General features: G+C 65.0%; 21 protein-coding genes. 10 read left to right on the top strand and 11 right to left on the bottom strand.

What is annotated here, in order from left to right; all coding sequences use genetic code 11:
• Positions 1 to 279 precede the first annotated feature (279 nt).
• Complete coding sequence (locus tag BHQ40_RS20575) at positions 280 to 816, top strand: superoxide dismutase family protein (RefSeq protein WP_070157683.1); 537 nt, start codon at positions 280 to 282, stop codon at positions 814 to 816.
• A gap of 225 nt (positions 817 to 1041) precedes the next feature.
• On the top strand, positions 1042 to 1545 hold the full coding sequence (locus BHQ40_RS20570) for a low molecular weight protein-tyrosine-phosphatase (RefSeq protein WP_070157677.1): 504 nt from the start codon (positions 1042 to 1044) through the stop codon (positions 1543 to 1545).
• Here the strand turns inward: BHQ40_RS20570 and thpR are convergent.
• A complete protein-coding gene (gene thpR, locus BHQ40_RS20565) occupies positions 1524 to 2063 on the bottom strand; it encodes an RNA 2',3'-cyclic phosphodiesterase (protein ID WP_070157676.1) in 540 nt (179 codons plus the stop codon). The two genes, BHQ40_RS20570 and thpR, sit on opposite strands and share 22 nt — an antisense overlap.
• Before the next feature lie 310 nt (positions 2064 to 2373).
• Between thpR and BHQ40_RS20560 the strand changes: the two genes are divergently transcribed.
• Positions 2374 to 3123: a Bax inhibitor-1/YccA family protein gene (locus BHQ40_RS20560; protein WP_070157675.1), complete on the top strand. Its 750-nt coding sequence runs from the start codon at positions 2374 to 2376 to the stop codon at positions 3121 to 3123.
• Positions 3124 to 3341: 218 nt separating this feature from the next.
• On the opposite strand, the gene BHQ40_RS20555 is transcribed toward BHQ40_RS20560, so the two are convergent.
• The gene (locus tag BHQ40_RS20555; RefSeq protein WP_070157674.1) at positions 3342 to 4157 is read right to left on the bottom strand and encodes an ATP-binding protein; all 816 of its coding nucleotides are present in this window, start codon (positions 4155 to 4157) and stop codon (positions 3342 to 3344) included.
• Between the two features lie 116 nt (positions 4158 to 4273).
• Here BHQ40_RS20555 and BHQ40_RS20550 point away from each other — a divergent pair, with 116 nt between their 5' ends.
• From BHQ40_RS20550 to BHQ40_RS20530, 5 genes are all read left to right on the top strand, one after another.
• Positions 4274 to 5227, top strand: a complete 954-nt coding sequence (locus BHQ40_RS20550; RefSeq protein ID WP_070157682.1) for an L-threonylcarbamoyladenylate synthase — start codon at positions 4274 to 4276, stop codon at positions 5225 to 5227.
• A 77-nt stretch (positions 5228 to 5304) separates the two neighbouring features.
• Positions 5305 to 5547 carry an AbrB/MazE/SpoVT family DNA-binding domain-containing protein gene (locus tag BHQ40_RS20545; RefSeq protein WP_070157673.1) on the top strand — a complete coding sequence of 81 codons (243 nt, stop codon included), beginning with the start codon at positions 5305 to 5307 and terminating at the stop codon, positions 5545 to 5547.
• Positions 5547 to 5879 carry an endoribonuclease MazF gene (mazF, locus tag BHQ40_RS20540; protein ID WP_070157672.1) on the top strand — a complete coding sequence of 111 codons (333 nt, stop codon included), beginning with the start codon at positions 5547 to 5549 and terminating at the stop codon, positions 5877 to 5879. Before BHQ40_RS20545 ends, mazF begins: the two co-directional genes overlap by 1 nt.
• 12 nt (positions 5880 to 5891) lie before the next feature.
• The gene (locus BHQ40_RS20535; protein WP_070157671.1) at positions 5892 to 6302 is read left to right on the top strand and encodes a GFA family protein; all 411 of its coding nucleotides are present in this window, start codon (positions 5892 to 5894) and stop codon (positions 6300 to 6302) included.
• Positions 6303 to 6398: 96 nt separating this feature from the next.
• Entirely contained in the window at positions 6399 to 7901 is a 1503-nt protein-coding gene (locus tag BHQ40_RS20530; protein ID WP_253183426.1) for a DUF389 domain-containing protein, read from the top strand.
• 172 nt (positions 7902 to 8073) lie between these two features.
• Here the strand turns inward: BHQ40_RS20530 and BHQ40_RS20525 are convergent, their stop codons facing one another.
• From BHQ40_RS20525 to BHQ40_RS20490, 8 genes are all read right to left on the bottom strand, one after another.
• A complete protein-coding gene (locus BHQ40_RS20525; protein WP_070157680.1) occupies positions 8074 to 8316 on the bottom strand; it encodes a hypothetical protein in 243 nt (80 codons plus the stop codon).
• A gap of 97 nt (positions 8317 to 8413) precedes the next feature.
• Positions 8414 to 8947 (bottom strand): peptide-methionine (S)-S-oxide reductase MsrA, encoded by a 534-nt coding sequence (gene msrA / locus BHQ40_RS20520; protein WP_070157670.1) that lies wholly within the window; start codon positions 8945 to 8947, stop codon positions 8414 to 8416.
• A gap of 163 nt (positions 8948 to 9110) precedes the next feature.
• Positions 9111 to 10799, bottom strand: coding sequence for a long-chain-fatty-acid--CoA ligase (locus tag BHQ40_RS20515; protein WP_070157679.1), 1689 nt, complete (start codon positions 10797 to 10799; stop codon positions 9111 to 9113).
• Positions 10800 to 11057: 258 nt separating this feature from the next.
• On the bottom strand, positions 11058 to 11744 hold the full coding sequence (locus BHQ40_RS20510) for a DUF1013 domain-containing protein (RefSeq protein WP_070157669.1): 687 nt from the start codon (positions 11742 to 11744) through the stop codon (positions 11058 to 11060).
• Positions 11745 to 12005: 261 nt separating this feature from the next.
• Complete coding sequence (locus tag BHQ40_RS20505; protein ID WP_070157668.1) at positions 12006 to 13034, bottom strand: glycosyltransferase family 4 protein; 1029 nt, start codon at positions 13032 to 13034, stop codon at positions 12006 to 12008.
• Between the two features lie 11 nt (positions 13035 to 13045).
• Positions 13046 to 13933 (bottom strand): UDP-2,3-diacylglucosamine diphosphatase, encoded by an 888-nt coding sequence (locus BHQ40_RS20500; protein WP_070157678.1) that lies wholly within the window; start codon positions 13931 to 13933, stop codon positions 13046 to 13048.
• 185 nt (positions 13934 to 14118) lie between these two features.
• A complete protein-coding gene (locus BHQ40_RS20495; RefSeq protein ID WP_070157667.1) occupies positions 14119 to 14409 on the bottom strand; it encodes a GIY-YIG nuclease family protein in 291 nt (96 codons plus the stop codon).
• Between the two features lie 120 nt (positions 14410 to 14529).
• Positions 14530 to 15537, bottom strand: coding sequence for an NAD(P)H-quinone oxidoreductase (locus BHQ40_RS20490; RefSeq protein WP_070157666.1), 1008 nt, complete (start codon positions 15535 to 15537; stop codon positions 14530 to 14532).
• Positions 15538 to 15709: 172 nt separating this feature from the next.
• On the opposite strand from BHQ40_RS20490, the gene BHQ40_RS20485 reads away from it, so the two are divergent.
• Both BHQ40_RS20485 and clpA read left to right on the top strand, forming a co-directional pair.
• Positions 15710 to 15907, top strand: a complete 198-nt coding sequence (locus BHQ40_RS20485) for a DUF1192 domain-containing protein (protein ID WP_070157665.1) — start codon at positions 15710 to 15712, stop codon at positions 15905 to 15907.
• A gap of 156 nt (positions 15908 to 16063) precedes the next feature.
• Positions 16064 to 18391 carry an ATP-dependent Clp protease ATP-binding subunit ClpA gene (gene clpA, locus BHQ40_RS20480; RefSeq protein WP_070157664.1) on the top strand — a complete coding sequence of 776 codons (2328 nt, stop codon included), beginning with the start codon at positions 16064 to 16066 and terminating at the stop codon, positions 18389 to 18391.
• A 90-nt stretch (positions 18392 to 18481) separates the two neighbouring features.
• Here the strand turns inward: clpA and BHQ40_RS25855 are convergent.
• A partial coding sequence (locus BHQ40_RS25855) for a hypothetical protein (RefSeq protein ID WP_216094911.1) occupies positions 18482 to 19028 on the bottom strand: 547 nt, incomplete at its 5' end.

Raw genomic sequence — 19028 nt, 5'->3', positions numbered from 1 at the left:
GCTGACCCCGGCGGGCGAGGCGCGGCTTGCCGAGGCCAGCGTCCGGTGGCGGCAGGCGCAGGCGGCGTTCGAGGCGGCGAATGGCGCGGCGGAGGCGTCAGCAATGCGGGCCATGCTGGCGGCCCTGGACATGCCGCCGCTGGATAGCGTCGAAAAAGGGTGACAGAAAGAGACTCATTCGCAACAAAGGCGGCCGTGCGGCGTTCGCCGTTAAGCTTCCCCCGTCCGCCAAGGAGTGCCCCCATGACAGCCCCCACCAAAGCGACCTACGCCCTGCCGATGATGACCGCGCTGCTGATGCTGGGCGCGTGCGCGTCGGACAATGACGGCGCGGCGAGCGCCGCCTCCGCCGCCGCGCCCGCAGGACCCACTGCCAGGGCGGTGCTGATGGCCGCCGACGGTTCCGAAAAGGGCACCGCCGAGGTCGTTGAGAGCGCCGCCGGGCTGACCGTCAGCATCAAGGTAATGGGCCTGCCCGCGGGCACCCATGCCGCGCATGTCCACACCACTGGCGTCTGCACCGCGCCCGACTTCGCCAGCGCGGGCGGCCACTGGAACCCGACCAAGCATCAGCATGGCAAGGACAATCCGCAGGGCATGCATATGGGCGACATGCCCAACATCCTGCTGGGCGCGGACGGGTCCGGCACGCTGGAATATACCATCCCCGGCGCGAAGCTGACGAGCGGCGACGCGCCGCTGCTCGATGCGGACGGCGCGGCGGTGGTGATCCACGCGGCGGCCGACGACATGAAAACCGATCCGACCGGCAATGCCGGCGGGCGGCTGGCCTGCGGGGTGTTGACGGGGGTTTGAGAAGGACTTCCGCTTTTCCAATTAAGGGCGTGCTCCTGCGAAAGCAGGAGCCCAGTCCCGCCGTCTGAACTGGGCTCCTGCTTCGCAGGAGCACGGAGATATGCGGGGAAGGGGCTTCCCTTGCTTGCGCCACGCCCAAAAATTGTGCCTTAAACCCTAGGCTCCTGCTTTTGCAGGAGCACGGAGGATGATCGCACAGATGAAGCGCTCCCCAGAGGCTCTGCAATGACGGAACAGAGCGGACAGCCCATCCCCCGTGTGCTGTTCGTATGCCTGGGCAATATCTGCCGCTCGCCCATGGCGGAGGGGGCGTTGCGGCATCTGGCGGCGGAGCGGGGCATTGCGCTGGAGATCGATTCCGCGGGCACCGGCAACTGGCATCGCGGCCATCCGCCCGACCGGCGAGCGCAGGCGACGGCGGGGGCCTATGGCGTCGATATCTGCGGACTGCGCGCGCGGCAGGTTAAGGCCGGGGATTTCCACGCCTTCGACTATGTCGTGGCGATGGATGGCGACAATTACCGCAATCTGGAACGGCTGCGCCCGCGCGACGGGACGGCGCAATTGCTGCTGATGCTCGACCATCTGCCAGGGCGGGAGGGGGAGGGCGTGACCGATCCCTATTATGGCGGCGATGATGGCTTCCATAGCGTGTGGCGCGACATTATGGGCGCGGCGAACGGCCTGCTCGACCGGATCGTGCGCGATCAGCGGGGCACGAGCGGGTAGCGTTCGGCCAGATGGTAGACCGGCCCCTCGCGGCCGAGGATGCTTTCGTAAAGGCCGAACTCGGACACCGGAAAGGGCGCACTGGAGAGGCCCGCATTGGCCGCCAGAAAATCATGCAACGGCGCGCTCGACCGGTTGAGACGGGCGAGCGTGATATGCGGCAGATAGGCGCGATGCTCCGACGCGCAGCCCGCCATGACGCAGGCGCGATCGATGCGGGCATGCAGCGCCGCCACCTGATCATGCGGCGTCACCCCGGCCCAGAGCGTATCGATCCGCCCGCGCCGGTCGAAGGTGCCGACGCTGGACAAGGCAAGGTCGAAGGCTGGCGCGGTGACGCGGGCGAGGGCGGCGGCGATGTCGCTGGCCTGATGCCGGTCCACCTCCCCGATGAAGCGCAGGGTGAGGTGCAGTTGATCGTCACTCTGCCAGCGCGCGCCCTCCACCCCGTGCATCAGGCCGAGCAGATGATCGCGAACCGGGACCGGCGGACGCAAGGCGACGAACAGGCGGTGCATGGGGGGATGGTAGGGGCTGCAGAGCGTGGCGTGAACTATTCTTTGCCATCGTCACCCCGGACTTGATCCGGGGTCCCGCTGATCTTGCGCCGCGACGGAAATAGAAGAAGCGGGATCCCGGATCAGGTCCGGGATGACGAGAGGGGTTATGCTGCGCCAGGCGACCATGCATGGGAATGAGGAAAATGAGACGGCGGTGAATCTGTTCCCGAAACCCGCTTTCCCTTGAAACCCTTGCGGATTCAGCCGATATTAAGCGGTGAACCGGCATGATCGCCGGACGATATGCCTTATTTGGAGAAGATTTCTCATGGCTAACTGGTCTGATCCCCGCACGACTCCGTCGGGCCTTGGCGGCGCGGCCGCAGGCGCGCAGGACGTCGCTTTCGATGCAGGGCTGCGGTCCTACATGCTGTCGGTCTACAATTATATGGCGAGCGGCGTGCTGCTGACCGGCCTGGTCGCGATGGCGTTTGCCTGGGGCGGCGCCGATTCGATGGCGGCCAAGATACTGATCAATGGCGGCATCCTGCGCTATGTCGTGATGTTTGCGCCGCTGATCTTCGTGATGGTGCTGAGCTTCGGCATCAACCGGCTGTCCACGGCGCAGGCGCAGGGGCTGTTCTGGGCCTATGCGGTGACGATGGGCCTCAGCCTGTCGTCCATCTTCCTGATGTATACCGGGGCGTCGATCGCGCAGACCTTCTTCGCGACGGCGGCGGCCTTCGCCGGCCTCAGCCTCTATGGCTACACGACCAAGAAGGACCTGTCGGGTTTCGGCACCTTCCTGATCATGGGCGTGGTCGGCCTGTTCGTGGCGATGCTGATCAACATCTTCCTGAAGTCGACGGTGATGGACCTGGCGATCAGCGCCATCGGCGTGCTGCTGTTCGCTGGCCTGACCGCCTATGACACGCAGAAGATCAAGAGCATCTACGCCTATGTCGCGGGCACGGAGATGATGGGCAAGACGGTGGTGATGGGCGCGCTCAGCCTCTATCTCGACTTCATCAACATGTTCCTGTTCCTGCTGCGCTTCATGGGGTCCAGCCGGAACTGATCTTTCGGGGTGTGGAATAAGAAGGCCCGGCGGAGCGATCCGCCGGGCTTTTTTGTTTGGGCGCGGGGTTTAATCCGTTCGCCCTGAGCCTGTCCAAGCCTGTCCTGAGCGCCTGCCTTGGCAGGCAGTCGAAGGGGGCTGCCCTTCCTCGGAAGAAAGTGCAGGGCTTCGACAGGCTCAGCCCGAACGGGTGTGGGTGTCCTGGAGTGTGGCAGGCTCTAAACCCGTTTCCCAGCCCGTCCGGCCAGTTCCACCACATATTGCCATGCCACCCGCCCGGAGCGGCTGCCGCGTTGGGTGGCCCACTGGATTGCCTCCAGCGGGTCGAAGCTCAGGCCGAAATGCGCCGCATAGCCGCGCACAATCTCCACATAGGCGTCCTGGTCGATATTGTGGAAACCGAGGCTCAGGCCGAAGCGGTCGGCCAGCGCCAGCTTGTCGTCCACCACGTCGCGCTTGTTGATCGGGTCGTCCTGCTCGCTCATGTGGCGGGAAACGATGTGGCGGCGGTTGGATGTCACATAGAGGCGGACATTGGCGGGCCGCGCCGCCGCCCCGCCCTGTAGCAGCGAACGGAGCGTGCGCGCGTCGCCCGCGCCTTCGTCGAACCCCAGATCGTCGATGAACAGGATGAAGGGGCGCTTCGTCCCCCGCAGCAGCGAGAAGAGCGCCGGGAGCGTGTGCAGCGTGTCGCCCGCGCACTGGATGAGCGCAATGTCCGCCCCGTCCGCCTGCAACTGGCCCACGACCGAGGCGACGGTGGCCGACTTGCCGGTGCCGCGCGCGCCCCAGAGCAGCACATCATGCGCGGCGTGCCCGGCGGCGTGGCGGCGGCTGTTTTCCAGCATCGCCTGCTTCTGCGCGTCGATGCCGGAGAGCAGGGCGAACTCCACCGGGGCGAAGGCGTCCACCGCCGCGATCGTTGCCCCATCCCACACATAGGCGGGGAAGGCGGCAAGGTCCGCCTGGGGTGGGAGCGGCGGAGCGAGACGCTCAAGCGCCTCGGCAATGCGGGTCAGGAGGGCATCGGTCATCGCCTGCGTCTATCGCCACCAATTCGGCTGCGATAGCCGGAAATGCGCGCGGCGGGCGTCATCCAACTGTCTTTTTGCGCTATTATGCCCGGACCTGCACAGATATATGCGGGGCCGTGACCATTCCCAATCCTGGATTAGCGACAAAGACTTCCCTCTATGACACGGCGGCGCTGCGTGAGGCGGCGTTGCTGATCCGGGCGGGCGAGCCGGTCGCCGCGCCGACCGAGACGGTCTATGGCCTGGCGGGCGATGCGACGGACGGGCAGGCCGTGGCCGCCATCTATGCGGCGAAGGGACGGCCAAGCTTCAACCCGCTGATCGTGCATGTCGCCGACCGGGAGATGGCGGAGCGGCTGGCGATCTTCTCCCCCGTGGCAAGGGCGCTGGCCGACGCCTTCTGGCCCGGCCCGCTGACGCTGGTGCTGCCGGTGCGGGACGGGGCGGGGATCGCGCCCGCGGTGACGGCGGGGCTGCCGACCGTGGCGCTGCGCATGCCCGCCCATCCCGCCATGCAGGGCCTGATCCGGGAAAGCGGGAAGCCGCTGGCCGCACCATCGGCCAATCGCAGCGGCGGCGTAAGCCCGACGCGGGCGGAGCATGTGCTGTCGAGCCTGGGTGGACGCATCCGCATGATCCTGGACGCCGGACCGACCAGCGAAGGGCTGGAATCGACCATTGCCGCGCCGGAGGAGGACCATGTCCGCCTGCTGCGGCCCGGCCCCGTCACCGCCGCGATGATCGCAGAGGCGGCGGACGCGCCGGTGCGCGACGCGAAAGGCGGGAAGATCGAGGCGCCGGGGCAGCTTGAGAGCCATTACGCGCCGGGCAAGCCGCTGCGCCTCAACGCCATGCGGGCGGAGCGGGACGAATATCTGATCGGCTTCGGCCTGATGCCGTGCAGCTATAATATCAGCCCGGAAGCGGACCTGCGCGAAGCGGCGAAGAACCTGTTCGCGGCGCTGCACCTGGCCGACGCCAGCAGCAGCAGCGCCATCGCCATCGCGCCGATCCCGGAGGAAGGGATCGGCGTCGCGATCAACGACCGGCTACGGCGGGCGGCGGCTTAGGGCCGGACGTCGATACATTTGTTGACACAGGACAGCGCTAATGTATCTTCAATGTCGATACATTGGAGGATGGTTCCATGCGGATGCTGGTCAAGAAATGGGGAAACAGCGCCTCGGTGCGCATTCCCGCCTCGATTATGGCGGCTGCGTCCTTGCGGGTCGATCAGGAGGTGGATGTCCGGGAGGAAGGCGGCAGGATCGTCATCGAGCCTGTGGTGGCGCCATCCTATGACCTCGATACCCTGCTGGATGCGATGCGCCCGGACACCTTTCCTGACGATGCCGACTTTGGCGCGCCGGTGGGCAAGGAAATCTGGTGATGCCCGGCGATGTGCCGGACGCCGGGGATATTGTCTGGCTGCATTTCGATCCGCAGGCGGGACATGAGCAGGCGGGACATCGTCCGGCGCTCGTCCTTTCTCCGGCGCGCTACAATGGCGCGCGCGGCATGATGATCTGTTGCCCGATGACATCGAAGATCAAGGGTTATCCCTTCGAGGTTCCGGTGAGCGTCGATCCGCCGAGCGCAGTGCTGGCCGATCAGGTAAAGAGTCTCGACTGGCGTGCGCGGCGCGCCGTCAGGAAAGGCGCGGTGTCATCGGCCGTGCTGGCGGAGGTGCAGGCCAAGATTCGCGCTCTGCTGATGCTGTGACAGGATGATGGGATGACCACCCCCCTCACCGGATCATGCCATTGCGGCGGGGCGCATTGGACGCTGGAGGGCGATCCGGGGTCGATCACGGCGTGCAACTGCACATTGTGCCGCCGCTATGGCGCGCTGTGGGCCTATGATTATGAGGATGGGCGCATCGGGATTGCGGGGCCGGTCAGCGCCTACAGGCGGCCGGGGAAAGCGGACCCGGCGCTGGAAATCCTGTTCTGTCCCACCTGCGGCTGCGTCATCTGCTGGCGCGGACTGCGGCTGGAGGAGGATGGGCGGCGGCGCATCGCCGTCAATGTCCGCCTCGCTGATCCCGAAGCGGTGGCGGACCTGGCCATCGACCATTTCGACGGTCTAGACAGTTTCGACGATCTGCCGCCGGACGGGCGATGCGTGCGGGACATGTGGTTCTAAGGCCGGAAGATTCCGGGCCGGGCCTATGCATCCTGTTGGCCTCCCTTGCGCTTATGTCCTAGGGAAGTCGGCCAGCCGGAGCGGGAGCGCAGTATTTTGCAGACCAACGGAAACGGAACAGGCGTTGGCAAACTGCGCCGCTGGTGGAGGATCTGGGCCGTCGGCGGCGTCGATCATGCCGATGTGCTGCGGCAAATCGCCGAGGATTCCGGCTGGTCCGGCCGCTATGCGTTTCTGATCGTCATATCGGCGGGCATTTCCCTGCTGGGATTGCTGATACCGTCGGTCGCCGTGCTGATCGGCGGGATGCTGCTGTCGCCGCTGATGATGCCGATCATCGGCTTGGGCTTCGGCATCGCCACACTGGATTTCAGCGAAATCCGCCGGGCCGCCATCGCGCTGGCCGCCGGGTCGGCACTCGCCGTGCTGCTGTCGACGATATTCGTGTCCATCTCCCCCGTGCAGACGATCACCAGCGAGATTGCGGGCCGCACGCAGCCGACCTTGTTCGACCTGCTGGTGGCGCTGCTGTCGGCGATAGCGGGGGCCTATGCCCTGATCCGCGGACGGGGCGGCACGGTGGTCGGCGTCGCCATCGCCATCGCGCTGATGCCGCCGCTTGCGGTGGTCGGTTTCGGCATCGCGACATGGAACTGGACGGTGTTCTCCGGATCGCTGCTGCTCTTCATGACCAACGCCGTGACGATCGCGCTGACGGCAGCGCTGGTCGCCCGCGTCTATGGTTTCGGCAGCCATCTTTCGCCCCACCATACCGGCTGGCAACTCGTGCTGTTCGTCGTGGCGCTGGGGATATTGTCGGTTCCGCTGGGCGCGGCGCTGAAACGGATCGCGTTCGAGGCGGTGGCGCAGCGGCAGGTCCGCGATACGGTGCGCGCGCGCTTCCCCGAAGGATCGCGCCTGAGCCAGATAGAGATAGATTTCAGCCGGTCGCCGATTCAGGTGCGCGCCGTCATGCTGACGCCCAAAATCCTGCCGCAGACCGATGAAGCGCTTGGCATGGACCTGAAGGCGCGGCTGGCGCAGCCGGTCGATATCCATGTCGATCAGCTTCACATATCGCTCGACACCGGCGCGGCGGAAGCGGCGCAGATCGCGCGGGCGGCCGAGACCAACAGCCCGTCCCCCACGGGAAGCCGCGACCGCGCCATCGCCGAACTGGCGCTGATCGCGGGGGCGGACCCGTCCACGATACGCGCCGACGACGCAGCGCGCATCCTGTCCGCGACGGCGGCGCCGCTGCCCGGTTTGGGGCTTGAGGGCTATCGCGCTCTTGAGGCGCGCGCCAGCGGCGTCTTGCGCGGATGGACCGTCCGTCTCGCCCCGCCGCTTGATATCGATCCGCCCGAAATCGCGATCCGGCAGGGCGTTGTCGATGGGCTGGCGCTGGATCTGGCCGGCTGGGCGTCGGCGCGGCTGGGGCGGCCGATCGTGGTGACGGGCGGCACGCAGGCCCAGCGCGAGGCGGTGGTAGAGGGCATCATCGCGCGGGGCGGCCGGGCGGAGGCTGGAAGCGCGGGAGGGCGGCTGGGCCTAAGCTGGCTATCCGCCGAACCGGCCGCGCAAGGAGATGCGAGATAGGCCGATACGGGCCAGGGAAATGGCACGCTAGACTTCGTCCCGTCTAACCGGAGGCGTGCTCCTGCGAAAGCAGGAGTCCAGTCCCGCCGCCTGATCTGCGCTCCTGCGTTGGCTTCGCCGCCCTTCGGGTCGCAGGAGCGCCACACGCCTATATCTAATCAGCACACACTCTCTAATCGCAGTCCCGGTACCCCGCATCGCGGCAGGCGCGGCGGCGTTCCTTTGCGTCGCGCTTTTCCTGCTTGCGCATTTCGCGGCCGCGATTGCGGTCGGCCTCCTCCTGGCTGGTCGTGCTCCAGTCGACGGCCTGTGATCCGGCGCGGACGGGAAAAGTCACGATATTGGCGGCGGTGCGCGCAACGCAGCCCTGCGCGAGAACCGCCACCGGCAGGACCCAGATCATCCGCTTCGTCATCATGTCGCCGCTCCGTTGCGATTGCGCCGGACAGCCATGCCACGGATCACATGAACCGCGGCATAAGGAGGGCGCGGAACCGGATCAGACGGGGCGATCAGGCGACGATCCGCTCCGCAAACTTCTTTTGCAGCTTCTGCAGCTTTGGCGGGATCACCGCCATGCAGTAGGGATTGCGGTCGCCGACGCGCTCCCAATATTTCTGGTGATAATCCTCGGCCGGATACCAGGGGGCCATCGGCTCGATCGTGGTGACGATGGGATTGGACTGGTCCGCCTGCGCGCGGGCGATGGCGGCCTTCGCATCGGCCTCCTGCACGGCGTCGTGCGGGAAGATGGCGGAGCGATACTGAGTGCCGACATCATTGCCCTGCCGGTTCAGCGTCGTCGGATCGTGGGTCGCGAAATGGATGTCGAGCAGGTCAGCATAGCTGATCACGTCCGCGTCATAGGTGATGCGGATCGCTTCGGCATGGCCGGTGCGGCCGGTGCAGACCTCCTCATAGGTCGGATCGGCCTTGTCGCCGCCGATATAGCCGCTCTCGACGGACTGGACGCCCTTGAGATTCTGATACACGGCCTCCGTGCACCAGAAGCATCCGCCTGCAATGGTTGCGACTTCCTGCGCCATGTTTGCATTCCCCGGTGAGTGTTGGGGATAAGATAAGAGCAGGCGGGTGGAGTGCAATGGTTCCACATCCGTTCGGGCTGAGCCTGTCGAAGCCCTGTTCTTCTTCTTCAAGAAAGGACAGCCCTTCGACAAGCTCAGGGCGAACGGAGGAGAGGCTTGTCCTCTAAACCACGCCTTCCCCCGCCTTCGCGCGTTCCTCCGCCACCAGTTCCTTGCGGGACAGCTTCCCGACCAGCGTCTTGGGGAGGTTCAGGCGGACCTCCACGGCGCAGACGCGCTCATGCTTGCCGAGCTGGGCGTTGAGCCAGTCCTTCAGCGCCTCGCCGGTTTCCTTCGCACCGTCCTGCAGCGTCACGAACGCCTTGGGGCATTCGCCGCGATAGGCGTCGGGGATGCCGATCACCAGCGCCTCCTTCACCGCCGGGTGGTGATAGAGCACCGCCTCGACCTGGCTGGGGAACACCTTGAAACCGCCGACAGCGATCATGTCCTTCAGCCGGTCGACGATCTTCACATAGCCGTCCTCGTCGATCAGGCCGACGTCGCCGGTGCGCAGCCAGCCGTCGATGAACACTTCGGCATCCGCCTCTGGTTTCTGCCAATAGCCCTTCATCACCTGCGGCCCGGAAAAGAGCAGTTCGCCGGGTTCGCCGGGCGGCGCGGGGCGGCTTGGGTCCTCGCGATCGACGACCTTGACCAGCGTCGCGGCGACCGGCTGGCCGACGGTGCCCGGCTTGTTCAGCCCCTCATAGGGGTTGGAGCAGACCACCGGGCTGGTTTCGGTGAGGCCATAGCCCTCGACCAGCTTCGCGCCGGTCACAGCCTCAAACTTCTGCTTCACCTCCAGCGGCAGCGGCGCGCCGCCGGAGCTGCAGACGCGCAGCGAGGACAGGTCGACATTGGCGATGGCCGGGTGATCGAGCAGCGCCTGATACAGTGTGGGCACGCCCGCGATCGAGGTCGCCTTCGTCCGGTGGATCGCCTGCAGCACCTGCGTCGCGTCGAAGCGGGGCAGCATCACGATCTCGCCGCCGTTCAGCATCGTGCGGTTGAGGATGCAGGTGTTGGCGAACACATGGAAGAAGGGGAGGACGCCGATGATCCGGTCCTCCTCGCCCGCATGCGGGTCCATCATCTCGACCTGGCGGGCATTGGCGGTCAGGTTCTGATGCGTCAGCATCGCGCCCTTGGGCCGTCCGGTCGTGCCGCCGGTATATTGCAGCAGGGCGATGTCATTTTCCGGGTCGATGGCGGGAGTGGCGCAATCGCCCTTGTTCGCGATCAGCTTCGAGAAGGCGATGATGCGCGGATCGTGCGGGGTTTCCGCCGTCTCGGACCGCTTGAGCAGGCGATAGAGCAGCGATTTCGTCTTGGGCAGGACACCCGCAATCGACCCCACGACCAGCTTTTCCAGGCTGGACTCGTTCAGCACCTCCAGCGCGGTGGGCAGCAGCGCCTTGGCCGACAGGGTGAAGAGGATCTTCGTGCCGCTGTCCTCGACCTGATGCTCAAGCTCCGCGGCGGTGTAGAGCGGCGAGAAGTTGACGACCGTCGCCCCGGCCAGCATCGCGCCATAATAGGCCGCGACATAATGCGGCACATTGGGCAGGAACAGGCCGACCCGGTCGCCCTTGCCGACGCCCATCGCCTGCAGCCCGCACGCAACCTTGCGCACGCCGCCCAATATGTCGGCATAGCTGTAATGGCGGCCGAGGAAATCGATGGCATGGGCATGGGGATGGGCGGTGGCGCTGTTGATCAGCATGTCCGTCAGCGACAGCGGCGGGAACTGCTGATCCCACGCAACCGGATGGCTGTACCGCTCTTTCCAGATTATCTTTTCGCTCTCCACATCAACGAATGTATGCGGGGAAATGGCTTCCCGCAATCCATGTGGAGCCGCGATTTTGCCGGTTTCCGCGCCCGTCAATCAGGAGGGGGCGATGCCGTAACGGCACTGGCCCCCTGGAATGGCGAAAAATTTTTTGCGGCGGGGTACGAGTGGGCGGAATCTAGGCCTGCGATACATAAAACCGTTCGCCCCTCACTTCGTTCGGGCGAAGGCTTCGACTTCGCTCAGCCCGAACGGGTTGAGCGCGGCCGGGAAACCTTACCCCACATGCCCTTCATTGTTGCTGAAGGGGTCGAGGATCGTGGCGACGTCGGAGATCGCCTGCGCTTCGGCATGCATCGCTTCCTCGGCGCGGCGGGCCGCATCGTCGCGCTCCTTGCGCAGCTCCTCGATCAGGGCGGCGCGGTCGCCGTCCAGACGCTCGTCGGTCGGCGCCTCGATGCCCGCCTTCTTCGCGGCCTTGGCGACCAGCGCGTCAAGCTCCCGCTGCGAACACAGGCCCAGCGTCACCGGGTCCTTCGGCACGATGTTGGCGATGTTCCAGTGGCTGCGGTCTCGCAGCGCCTGAATGGTGGTGCGGGTGGTGCCGATCAGCTTGCTGATCGCGCCGTCCGAAATTTCCGGATGGTTGCGCAGGATCCAGGCGATGCCGTCCGGCTTGTCCTGACGCTTGGAGACGGGGGTGTAGCGCGGCCCCTTGGTGCGGCGCACCGGCTCCGGCCCCTTGCTGATCTTCAGGCGGTAATCGGGATTCGCCTCGCCCTTGTGAATCTCGTCCTGGGTCAGCTCATGCGCGCGGACGGGATCGCGGCCGGTATATTTGGTCGCGGCGGTGTCGTCGGCGATCGCCTGCACCTCAAGGATGTGAAGCCCGCAGAATTCCGCGATCTGATCAAAGCTGAGCGCGGTATTGTCGACAAGCCAGCTTGCGGTGGCGTGGGGCATAAGCGGCTGGGACACGGGGAGCCTCTCCTGAACTGAAAACGATAAGGGCCGCCCCTCACGGAGCGGCCTCTGCATGCGGCGATGGTAGTGCATCGGCGCGGGAACGGCAAGAAAAAGCGTGTGGGGAGGGGGTATCCCCGGCATCCAGATTATATCCCGTTCGCCCTGAGCGAAGTCGAAGGGTTTGCCAGAGCGTAGCGAAGGCCCTTCACTGCGTTCAGGGAAGGGCTTCGACTTCGCTCAGCCCGAACGGAGATTTTTTCACGCCGCCAGCGGCAGGGCATCCGGGCTGAACGGATACAGCCCCTCAAGGAATTGCCGCGCGCTCGCGGCCCAGGTGAAGCTGGCGCCATAATCCGCGCACCGGCCGCGGTCGCGGCTCAGGGCCTGGGCGATCGCCTCCTCCAGCGTCTCGGCCAGCGCGCCGGTCTCCGGGGTCACGATGTCGACCGGGCCAGTCACCGGATAGGCGGCGACCGGCGCGCCGCAGGCCAGCGCCTCGATCATCACCAGCCCGAACGTGTCGGTGCGGCTGGGAAAGACGAACACATCCGCGCCCGCATAAGCCCCGGCAAGCGCGCGGCCGGAGAGCGGACCCAGGAAATGCGCTTCGGGATAGGCGCGCTCCAGCGCCGCGCGCGCCGGGCCGTCGCCCACCACCACCTTCGACCCCGGATGGCCGGAGGACAGGAACGCCTCGATATTCTTTTCCACCGCGACCCGGCCGACATAGAGCTGAATAGGGCGGGGAAGGTGCGCGAACATCTCCGGCGACGGCGCGTTGGGGGTGAAATTGGCGAGGTCCACGCCCCGGCCCCAGGGCCGGACCTGTGCGATGCCATGCGCGCGGAGCTGCTCGCGGACGGAGCGGGTGGACACCAGCACCGCCTGCGCAGGCCCGTGGAACCAGCGGATATAGGGCCAGATCCACGCCGCCGGGATGCCGGTGCGCTGCGCCACATAGTCCGGGAAATGGGTGTGATAGGCGGTGGTGAAAGGGATGCCGGTGCGCAGGCACCAGCGGCGCGCGGCGAGGCAGAGCGGCCCTTCCGTCGCCAGATGGATGGCGTCGGGCAGGAAGGCGTCGATCTCCCGCCCAATCGTGCGCGACCGGGCGACCGCCAGCCGGATTTCCGGATAGGTCGGGCAGGGCAGCGACCCATATTGATCGGGCGAGAGGATGCGGACGGCATGACCCGCCGCCTCCAGCTCCGCGCGCACCGACCGGAGCGTGCGGACGACGCCGTTGACCTGCGGTTCCCAGGCGTCGGTGACGATCAGGATGCGCATGGCCCGGCCCTTCAGGCGGCAAGCCGTTCGGCGGCGAGGCGCAGGGCCTGCGCCTCCGCCTGCGCGCGCTTGGCCATCTCGTCGGCCCAGTGCAGCACTTCCATGTGGCCGTCGGCATGCTCGACCAACGCGGTGCAGCCCTCCACCCAGTCGCCGTCATTATAATAGGCGATGCCCTCTATCTCGCGAATGTCGGCATTGTGGATGTGGCCGCATACGACCCCGTCCACGCCCCGCGCGCCGGCCTCATGCGCCACCACTTCCTCGAACTTGGAAATGAAGGCGACGGCGTTCTTGACCTTGTGCTTGGCCATCTTGCTCAGCGACCAATAAGGCAGGTCGAACCATTGCCGCACCGCGTTGACCCAGCGGTTGAGGCCCATCAGCGCGGTGTAGGCGGCGTCGCCGACAAAGGCGAGCCAGCGGTGCGCCAGCATGATCGTGTCGAACTCGTCGCCATGCAGCACCAGCAGCTTGCGCCCGTCGGCGGTCTCGTGGATCGCCTTGCGCTTGATCTCCACGCCGCCGAAGTTGAGGCCGCTGAACTGGCGGAACATCTCGTCATGATTGCCGGGGATATAGACGACGCGAGTGCCGCGCCGGGCGCGCTTCATGATCCGCCACACGATGTCGTTATGGGTGGCGGGCCAGTAGAAGCGCTTCTTCAGCCGCCAGCCGTCGATGATGTCGCCGACCAGATAGATGGTCTCGCTGTCCACGCTGTCGAGAAAGTCGATCAGCATCGCGGCATTGCATCCGCGGGTGCCGAGATGGATGTCCGAAATCCAGATGGTGCGATATTTGCGGCGGGGACCGTCCTGCCGCTCCGGCACCACGAACTGATCCGCAATATTGTCGTCGACATCTGCGGCAAAAGGCAGGCGGCTGACGAAATTCATGAACATGCCCCGGAACTATTGCTGTCGGGACCACGCCATTAGCTGCGCCTTGTTACATTTTGACTTGGAATATGAAGGATTTGCTACGGTGGACAGGATGACGAAGTGTAGCGGGACCCCTGCCTTCGCAGGGGTGATGAACCAAACCCGCGTCACCCCTGCGAAGGCAGGGGTCCCGCTATCTTTCAACCATTGATCCGGTCGTAGAGATCAATCCAATCGGGATTGCCCTCCTCGATCAACCGGAACTTCCAGTCGCGCTTCCATTTCTTCAGCGCCTTCTCGCGGGCGATGGCCTCCTCGATGGTGGCGTGCTGCTCCGCATAAACCAGCAGGGTCACGCCATATTTGCGGGTGAAGTCGGCGCCGATTCCGGTTTTATGTTGATAGGCTCTGGCGGCGATGTTCGCGGTGACGCCGATGTAGAGCGTGCCCCGATAGCGGCTGGCGAGGATATAGACCCAGCCGCCGCGCATGTCAGGTGTGGGGGAGTTTGAAGAAAAGCGGGACCCCTGCCTTCGCAGGGGTGACGTGTAGAGGAACCGTCATCCCTGCGGAGGCAGGGGTCCCGCTACACTTCCTCATTCCGCCTCGGCTCACTCCACCACCAGAACGATCTTCCCGAAATGCTCCCCCGCGTCCATCCGGGCGTGGGCCTTGTTTGCTTCCGCCAGCGGGAAGCGCTGGTCCATGGCGGGGCGCAGGTCGCCGCTTTCGACGAAGGGCCAGACGACGCGCTTCAATTCCTCCGCGACCAGGCCCTTGAAGGCGATCGGGCGGGGGCGGAGGGTTGATCCGGTGATCGTCAGGCGCTTGGCCATCACGTCGCGGATGACGATTTCCGCCCTGGGGCCGCCGAGCACGGAAATGGACACATGCCGCCCGTCCGGCGCCAGGCATTTGAGGTTGCGGGGCAGATAGTCGCCGCCCACCATGTCGAGCACCGCGTTGCAGCCCGCGCCGCCGGTGATCCGCGCGACCTCCTCGACATAATCGGCGGTGCGATAGTTGATCGCGTGATCCGCGCCCCATGCCAGCGCCGCCGCGCATTTCTCGTCCGAGCCGCAGGTGACGATGCTGGTGACGCCGAACAACTTGCACAGTGCGATCGCCATCGTGCCGATGCCGCTGGTGCCGCCATGGATCAGGGCGGCCTCACCCTCCGTCACATAGGCGCGCTCGAACAGGTTGGTCCACACGGTGAACAGCGTTTCGGGCAGCGCGGCGGCCTCTATAATGTCATAGCTTTCCGGCACCGGCAGGCACTGGACGGCGGGCGCGAGCGCATATTCGGCATAGCCGCCGCCCGCGATCAGCGCGCAGACCCGCTGGCCCAGCAGCGCCGCGTCCACGCCTTCGCCAAGCGCTGCGACGGTCCCTGAAACCTCCAGCCCCGGCGTATCCGGCGCGCCCGGCGGCGGGGGATATTTGCCCATCCGCTGCAGCACGTCCGGCCGGTTCACGCCCGCCGCGGCGACGCGGATCAGCACCTCTCCGGGGCCGGGGGAGGGCACCGGCAGGGTCGTGGGAACAAGGACATCGGGGCCGCCCGGTTCGCTGATCGCAATGGCCGTCATCTCTTTGGGCACGGTCGCTGTGGGCATTGGCGCCCCGGTCGTCACATCCACGTCATTCCCCCACAGGAATCCTGAGGTTGGCGCTGGTCCGGGCTTCTCCGACCCATTCCAGTCCCATTATGTTGCACCGCCACATTTTTTACGGCGCGGCGGTCGCGCTCTTATTGACAGGATGGGGTTTAGGGTCAACATTGCGTTCATGGACATGGAGGATAATCTGCCGCGCAAGGCGGACGATGCCCTGGCCCAGCTTACAAAGCAGGACCTTGATCCCCTGTCCGTTTCCGAACTGGAGGCGCGCATCGCAGCGCTGGAGGGCGAGATCGTCCGCACCCGCGCCAAGATCGACCATGCCGTCCGGCACAAAGCCAGCGCAGAGGCGCTGTTCCGGAAATGACCATGCATCCGCCCTTTTCGCGTCCGCAACGGAACGAAGGGGCGCTGCGAAAGGTTGGCTTTACGGGTCTGTCATACGATTGTCTTGATTGGCCAGTTCGCAATGCCGACATATGGTCCAACATGCCCCCGACCAATGGGGGATTGGAGTAAAGAAATGCCGTCTTTTGCCGCCGCTCTCGAAACCACGCTGCACAATGCGCTGACGCACGCTTCCGAGCGGCGTCACGAATATGCGACGCTGGAGCACCTCCTCCTCGCCCTGATCGATGACGAACATGCGTCCAAGGTGATGCAGGCGTGCGGCGTCGACATTGGCGAGCTGGGCGATGCGGTCACCCAATATCTCGACACCGAACTCGACAGCCTGAAGGTGGAGGGCGAAACCGACCCCTCGCCGACAAGCGGTTTCCAGCGCGTCGTGCAACGCGCCATCCTCCACGTGCAATCCTCCGGCAAGGATGAGGTCACTGGCGCGAACGTGCTGGTCGCCCTGTTCTCAGAACGGGAGAGCTATGCCGTCTATTTCCTGCAGCAGCAGGATATGAGCCGCCTGGATGCGGTGAGCTATCTCAGTCATGGCGTCGGCAAAGGCACCGCCGCCCCTGAGCAACGCGAGGTCAAGGGCGCCGTGGAGGAAGAAAAGAAGCAGGACAGCAAGGGCAAGAAGGACAGCGCCCTCGACCAGTTCACCGTCAACCTCAATGAGAAGGCGGAGAAGGGCAAGGTCGATCCGCTGATCGGCCGCGGGCCGGAGGTCGACCGGACGATCCAGATCCTGTGCCGCCGGTCGAAGAACAACCCGCTCTATGTCGGCGATCCCGGCGTCGGCAAGACCGCCATCGCGGAAGGGCTGGCCCGCAAGATCGTCGAAGGCGATGTGCCCGAAGTGCTCAAGGAAGCGGTGATCTACTCGCTCGACATGGGCGCGCTGCTCGCCGGCACTCGCTATCGCGGCGATTTCGAGGAGCGGCTGAAAGCGGTCGTCAACGAGCTGGAAAAGATGCCGCACGCGGTGCTGTTCATCGATGAAATCCACACCGTCATCGGCGCTGGCGCGACCAGCGGCGGCGCGATGGATGCGTCCAACCTGCTGAAGCCCGCTTTGTCGGGCGGCACGATCCGTTGCATCGGATCGACCACCTACAAGGAGTTCCGCAATCATTTCGAGAAGGACCGGGCGCTGCTCCGGCGTTTCCAGAAGATCGACGTGAACGAACCGACGGTCGAGGATACGATCAAGATCCTGACCGGCCTGCGCTCCGCGTTCGAGGATCATCACCACGTCAAATATACGCCGGACGCGATCAAGTCGGCCGTGGAACTTAGCGCGCGCTACATCAACGACCGCAAGCTGCCGGACAAGGCGATCGACGTGATCGACGAGGTCGGCGCGATGCAGATGCTGGTGCCGCTCGCCAAGCGGAAAAAGACGATCACGCCCAAGGAGATCGAGCAGGTCATCGCGACCATGGCCCGCATCCCCCCGAAGACCGTGTCGAGCGACGACAAGACGGTGCTGGAGACGCTCTCCACTGACCTGAAGCGCGTCGTGTTCGGCCAGGACAAGGCGATCGAGGTGCTGTCCAGCGCGATCAAGCTGTCGCGCGCGGGCCTGCGCGATCCGGACAAGCCGATCGGCAACTATCTGTTCTCCGGCCCCACCGGCGTCGGCAAGACGGAGGTCGCGCGGCAACTCGCCACCCTGCTCGGCATTCCGCTGCAGCGGTTCGACATGTCCGAATATATGGAGCGGCATTCGGTCAGCCGCCTGATCGGCGCGCCTCCGGGCTATGTCGGCTATGATCAGGGCGGCCTGCTGACCGACGCCATCGATCAGCAACCGCATTGCGTGTTGCTGCTCGACGAGATCGAGAAGGCGCATCCGGACCTGTTCAACATATTGTTGCAGGTGATGGATAATGGCCGCCTGACCGATCATCACGGCAAGACGGTGGATTTCCGCAATGTCATCCTGATCATGACCACCAACGCAGGCGCGTCGGACATGGAGAAGGAAGGCATCGGCTTCGGCACGCTGACCCGCGACGATGTGGGCGAGGAAGCGGTCAAGAAGCTGTTCACGCCGGAATTCCGCAACCGCCTGGATGCGATCGTGCCGTTCGGCTACCTGCCGCCGGAAATCGTCGCCCGCGTCATCGACAAGTTCGTGCTCCAGCTCGAACTGCAGCTTGCCGACCGCGACGTGCACATCACGCTGGACGATGAGTCCAAGGCGTGGCTGACCAAGCGCGGTTACGACAAGCTGTATGGCGCGCGCCCGATGGGCCGCCTGATGCAGGAGAAGATCAAGCAGCCGCTGGCCGAGGAATTGCTGTTCGGCAAGCTCGTCCACGGCGGCGAGGTCCATGTCCGCCTGAAGGACGACGCGCTGGCCTTCGAGATCATCCCGGCGGCTCCCAAGAAGAGCAAGAAGGGTGGCGGCACGCCGAAGAAACCGGCCCCGGCGAAGGCCGGGAAGTAAAGGTCAGCGAATAAAGGAAAGGGCGGTCCGGGAGGGCTGCCCTTTTTTGTTTGGGATTTGCCCCGTTTACCCTGAGTGAAGTCAAAGCTGTTATTCGCTCTCAGCGGCGGGATAGAAATGGTCGATCTTCATCCCATTATAGGTCGTAATATATTTCCGGCGGGCATCGAAGCATTGAGAGACCAACGGTGACTCAATAAGACCCGTGGTTTGATAAACGTCCCACCAATAGTGCGGGGGTTCGATTATGTGTGACCGGGCAAATTCGACGCGCTGCATCGTTTTATGCCCCGTCAGCACCACCATCGCAGACAGGGGAAGGCATGCTCCAAGCCCCGCAGGCAATTTTCCATCACAAGGAAATTCCTGGTCATTTATACGGGACAGAACACCTGGAACATGTGCGCTTGAAGATTCGGGTCCAAATATAGCGTAGAAGTAGAGCCGTCGGTCACCGGCCCGGATGTCGTGAAGGGCATCGGCTTGCGCCTTTTTTGGGGTGGCTTGCGAGAGACATTCTCGAGCCTCCTCTTCCTGGCGATGCCAGATTTGCCGCTCCACTTCCTGGCGTTCGCGCTTTTTCCAATAATCCTTGATAGGTTCTTTTAGAAAATGGGCAGCCATTGGAGCCGCAATC

The organism is Sphingobium phenoxybenzoativorans (genome assembly GCF_001757355.1).
GTDB classification, from domain to species: Bacteria; Pseudomonadota; Alphaproteobacteria; order Sphingomonadales; family Sphingomonadaceae; genus Sphingobium; species Sphingobium phenoxybenzoativorans.
Note: the sequence above shows the minus strand (reverse complement) of the source record. Positions and strands in the feature narration are given on the sequence as shown.

What these genes read in the sequence shown, in the direction of transcription:
- BHQ40_RS20560 (WP_070157675.1), top strand. Translation starts at nt 2,374, where the DNA reads ATGGCTAACTGGTCTGATCCCCGCACGACTCCGTCGGGCCTTGGCGGC.
- mazF (WP_070157672.1), top strand. Translation starts at nt 5,547, where the DNA reads ATGCCCGGCGATGTGCCGGACGCCGGGGATATTGTCTGGCTGCATTTC.
- BHQ40_RS20575 (WP_070157683.1), top strand. Translation starts at nt 280, where the DNA reads ATGATGACCGCGCTGCTGATGCTGGGCGCGTGCGCGTCGGACAATGAC.
- msrA (WP_070157670.1), bottom strand. Translation starts at nt 8,947, where the DNA reads ATGGCGCAGGAAGTCGCAACCATTGCAGGCGGATGCTTCTGGTGCACG.
- BHQ40_RS20525 (WP_070157680.1), bottom strand. Translation starts at nt 8,316, where the DNA reads ATGACGAAGCGGATGATCTGGGTCCTGCCGGTGGCGGTTCTCGCGCAG.
- BHQ40_RS20500 (WP_070157678.1), bottom strand. Translation starts at nt 13,933, where the DNA reads ATGAATTTCGTCAGCCGCCTGCCTTTTGCCGCAGATGTCGACGACAAT.
- thpR (WP_070157676.1), bottom strand. Translation starts at nt 2,063, where the DNA reads ATGCACCGCCTGTTCGTCGCCTTGCGTCCGCCGGTCCCGGTTCGCGAT.
- BHQ40_RS20495 (WP_070157667.1), bottom strand. Translation starts at nt 14,409, where the DNA reads ATGCGCGGCGGCTGGGTCTATATCCTCGCCAGCCGCTATCGGGGCACG.
- BHQ40_RS20510 (WP_070157669.1), bottom strand. Translation starts at nt 11,744, where the DNA reads ATGCCCCACGCCACCGCAAGCTGGCTTGTCGACAATACCGCGCTCAGC.
- BHQ40_RS20485 (WP_070157665.1), top strand. Translation starts at nt 15,710, where the DNA reads ATGGACATGGAGGATAATCTGCCGCGCAAGGCGGACGATGCCCTGGCC.
- BHQ40_RS20505 (WP_070157668.1), bottom strand. Translation starts at nt 13,034, where the DNA reads ATGCGCATCCTGATCGTCACCGACGCCTGGGAACCGCAGGTCAACGGC.
- BHQ40_RS20555 (WP_070157674.1), bottom strand. Translation starts at nt 4,157, where the DNA reads ATGACCGATGCCCTCCTGACCCGCATTGCCGAGGCGCTTGAGCGTCTC.
- BHQ40_RS20535 (WP_070157671.1), top strand. Translation starts at nt 5,892, where the DNA reads ATGACCACCCCCCTCACCGGATCATGCCATTGCGGCGGGGCGCATTGG.
- BHQ40_RS20545 (WP_070157673.1), top strand. Translation starts at nt 5,305, where the DNA reads ATGCGGATGCTGGTCAAGAAATGGGGAAACAGCGCCTCGGTGCGCATT.
- BHQ40_RS20570 (WP_070157677.1), top strand. Translation starts at nt 1,042, where the DNA reads ATGACGGAACAGAGCGGACAGCCCATCCCCCGTGTGCTGTTCGTATGC.
- clpA (WP_070157664.1), top strand. Translation starts at nt 16,064, where the DNA reads ATGCCGTCTTTTGCCGCCGCTCTCGAAACCACGCTGCACAATGCGCTG.
- BHQ40_RS20490 (WP_070157666.1), bottom strand. Translation starts at nt 15,537, where the DNA reads ATGCCCACAGCGACCGTGCCCAAAGAGATGACGGCCATTGCGATCAGC.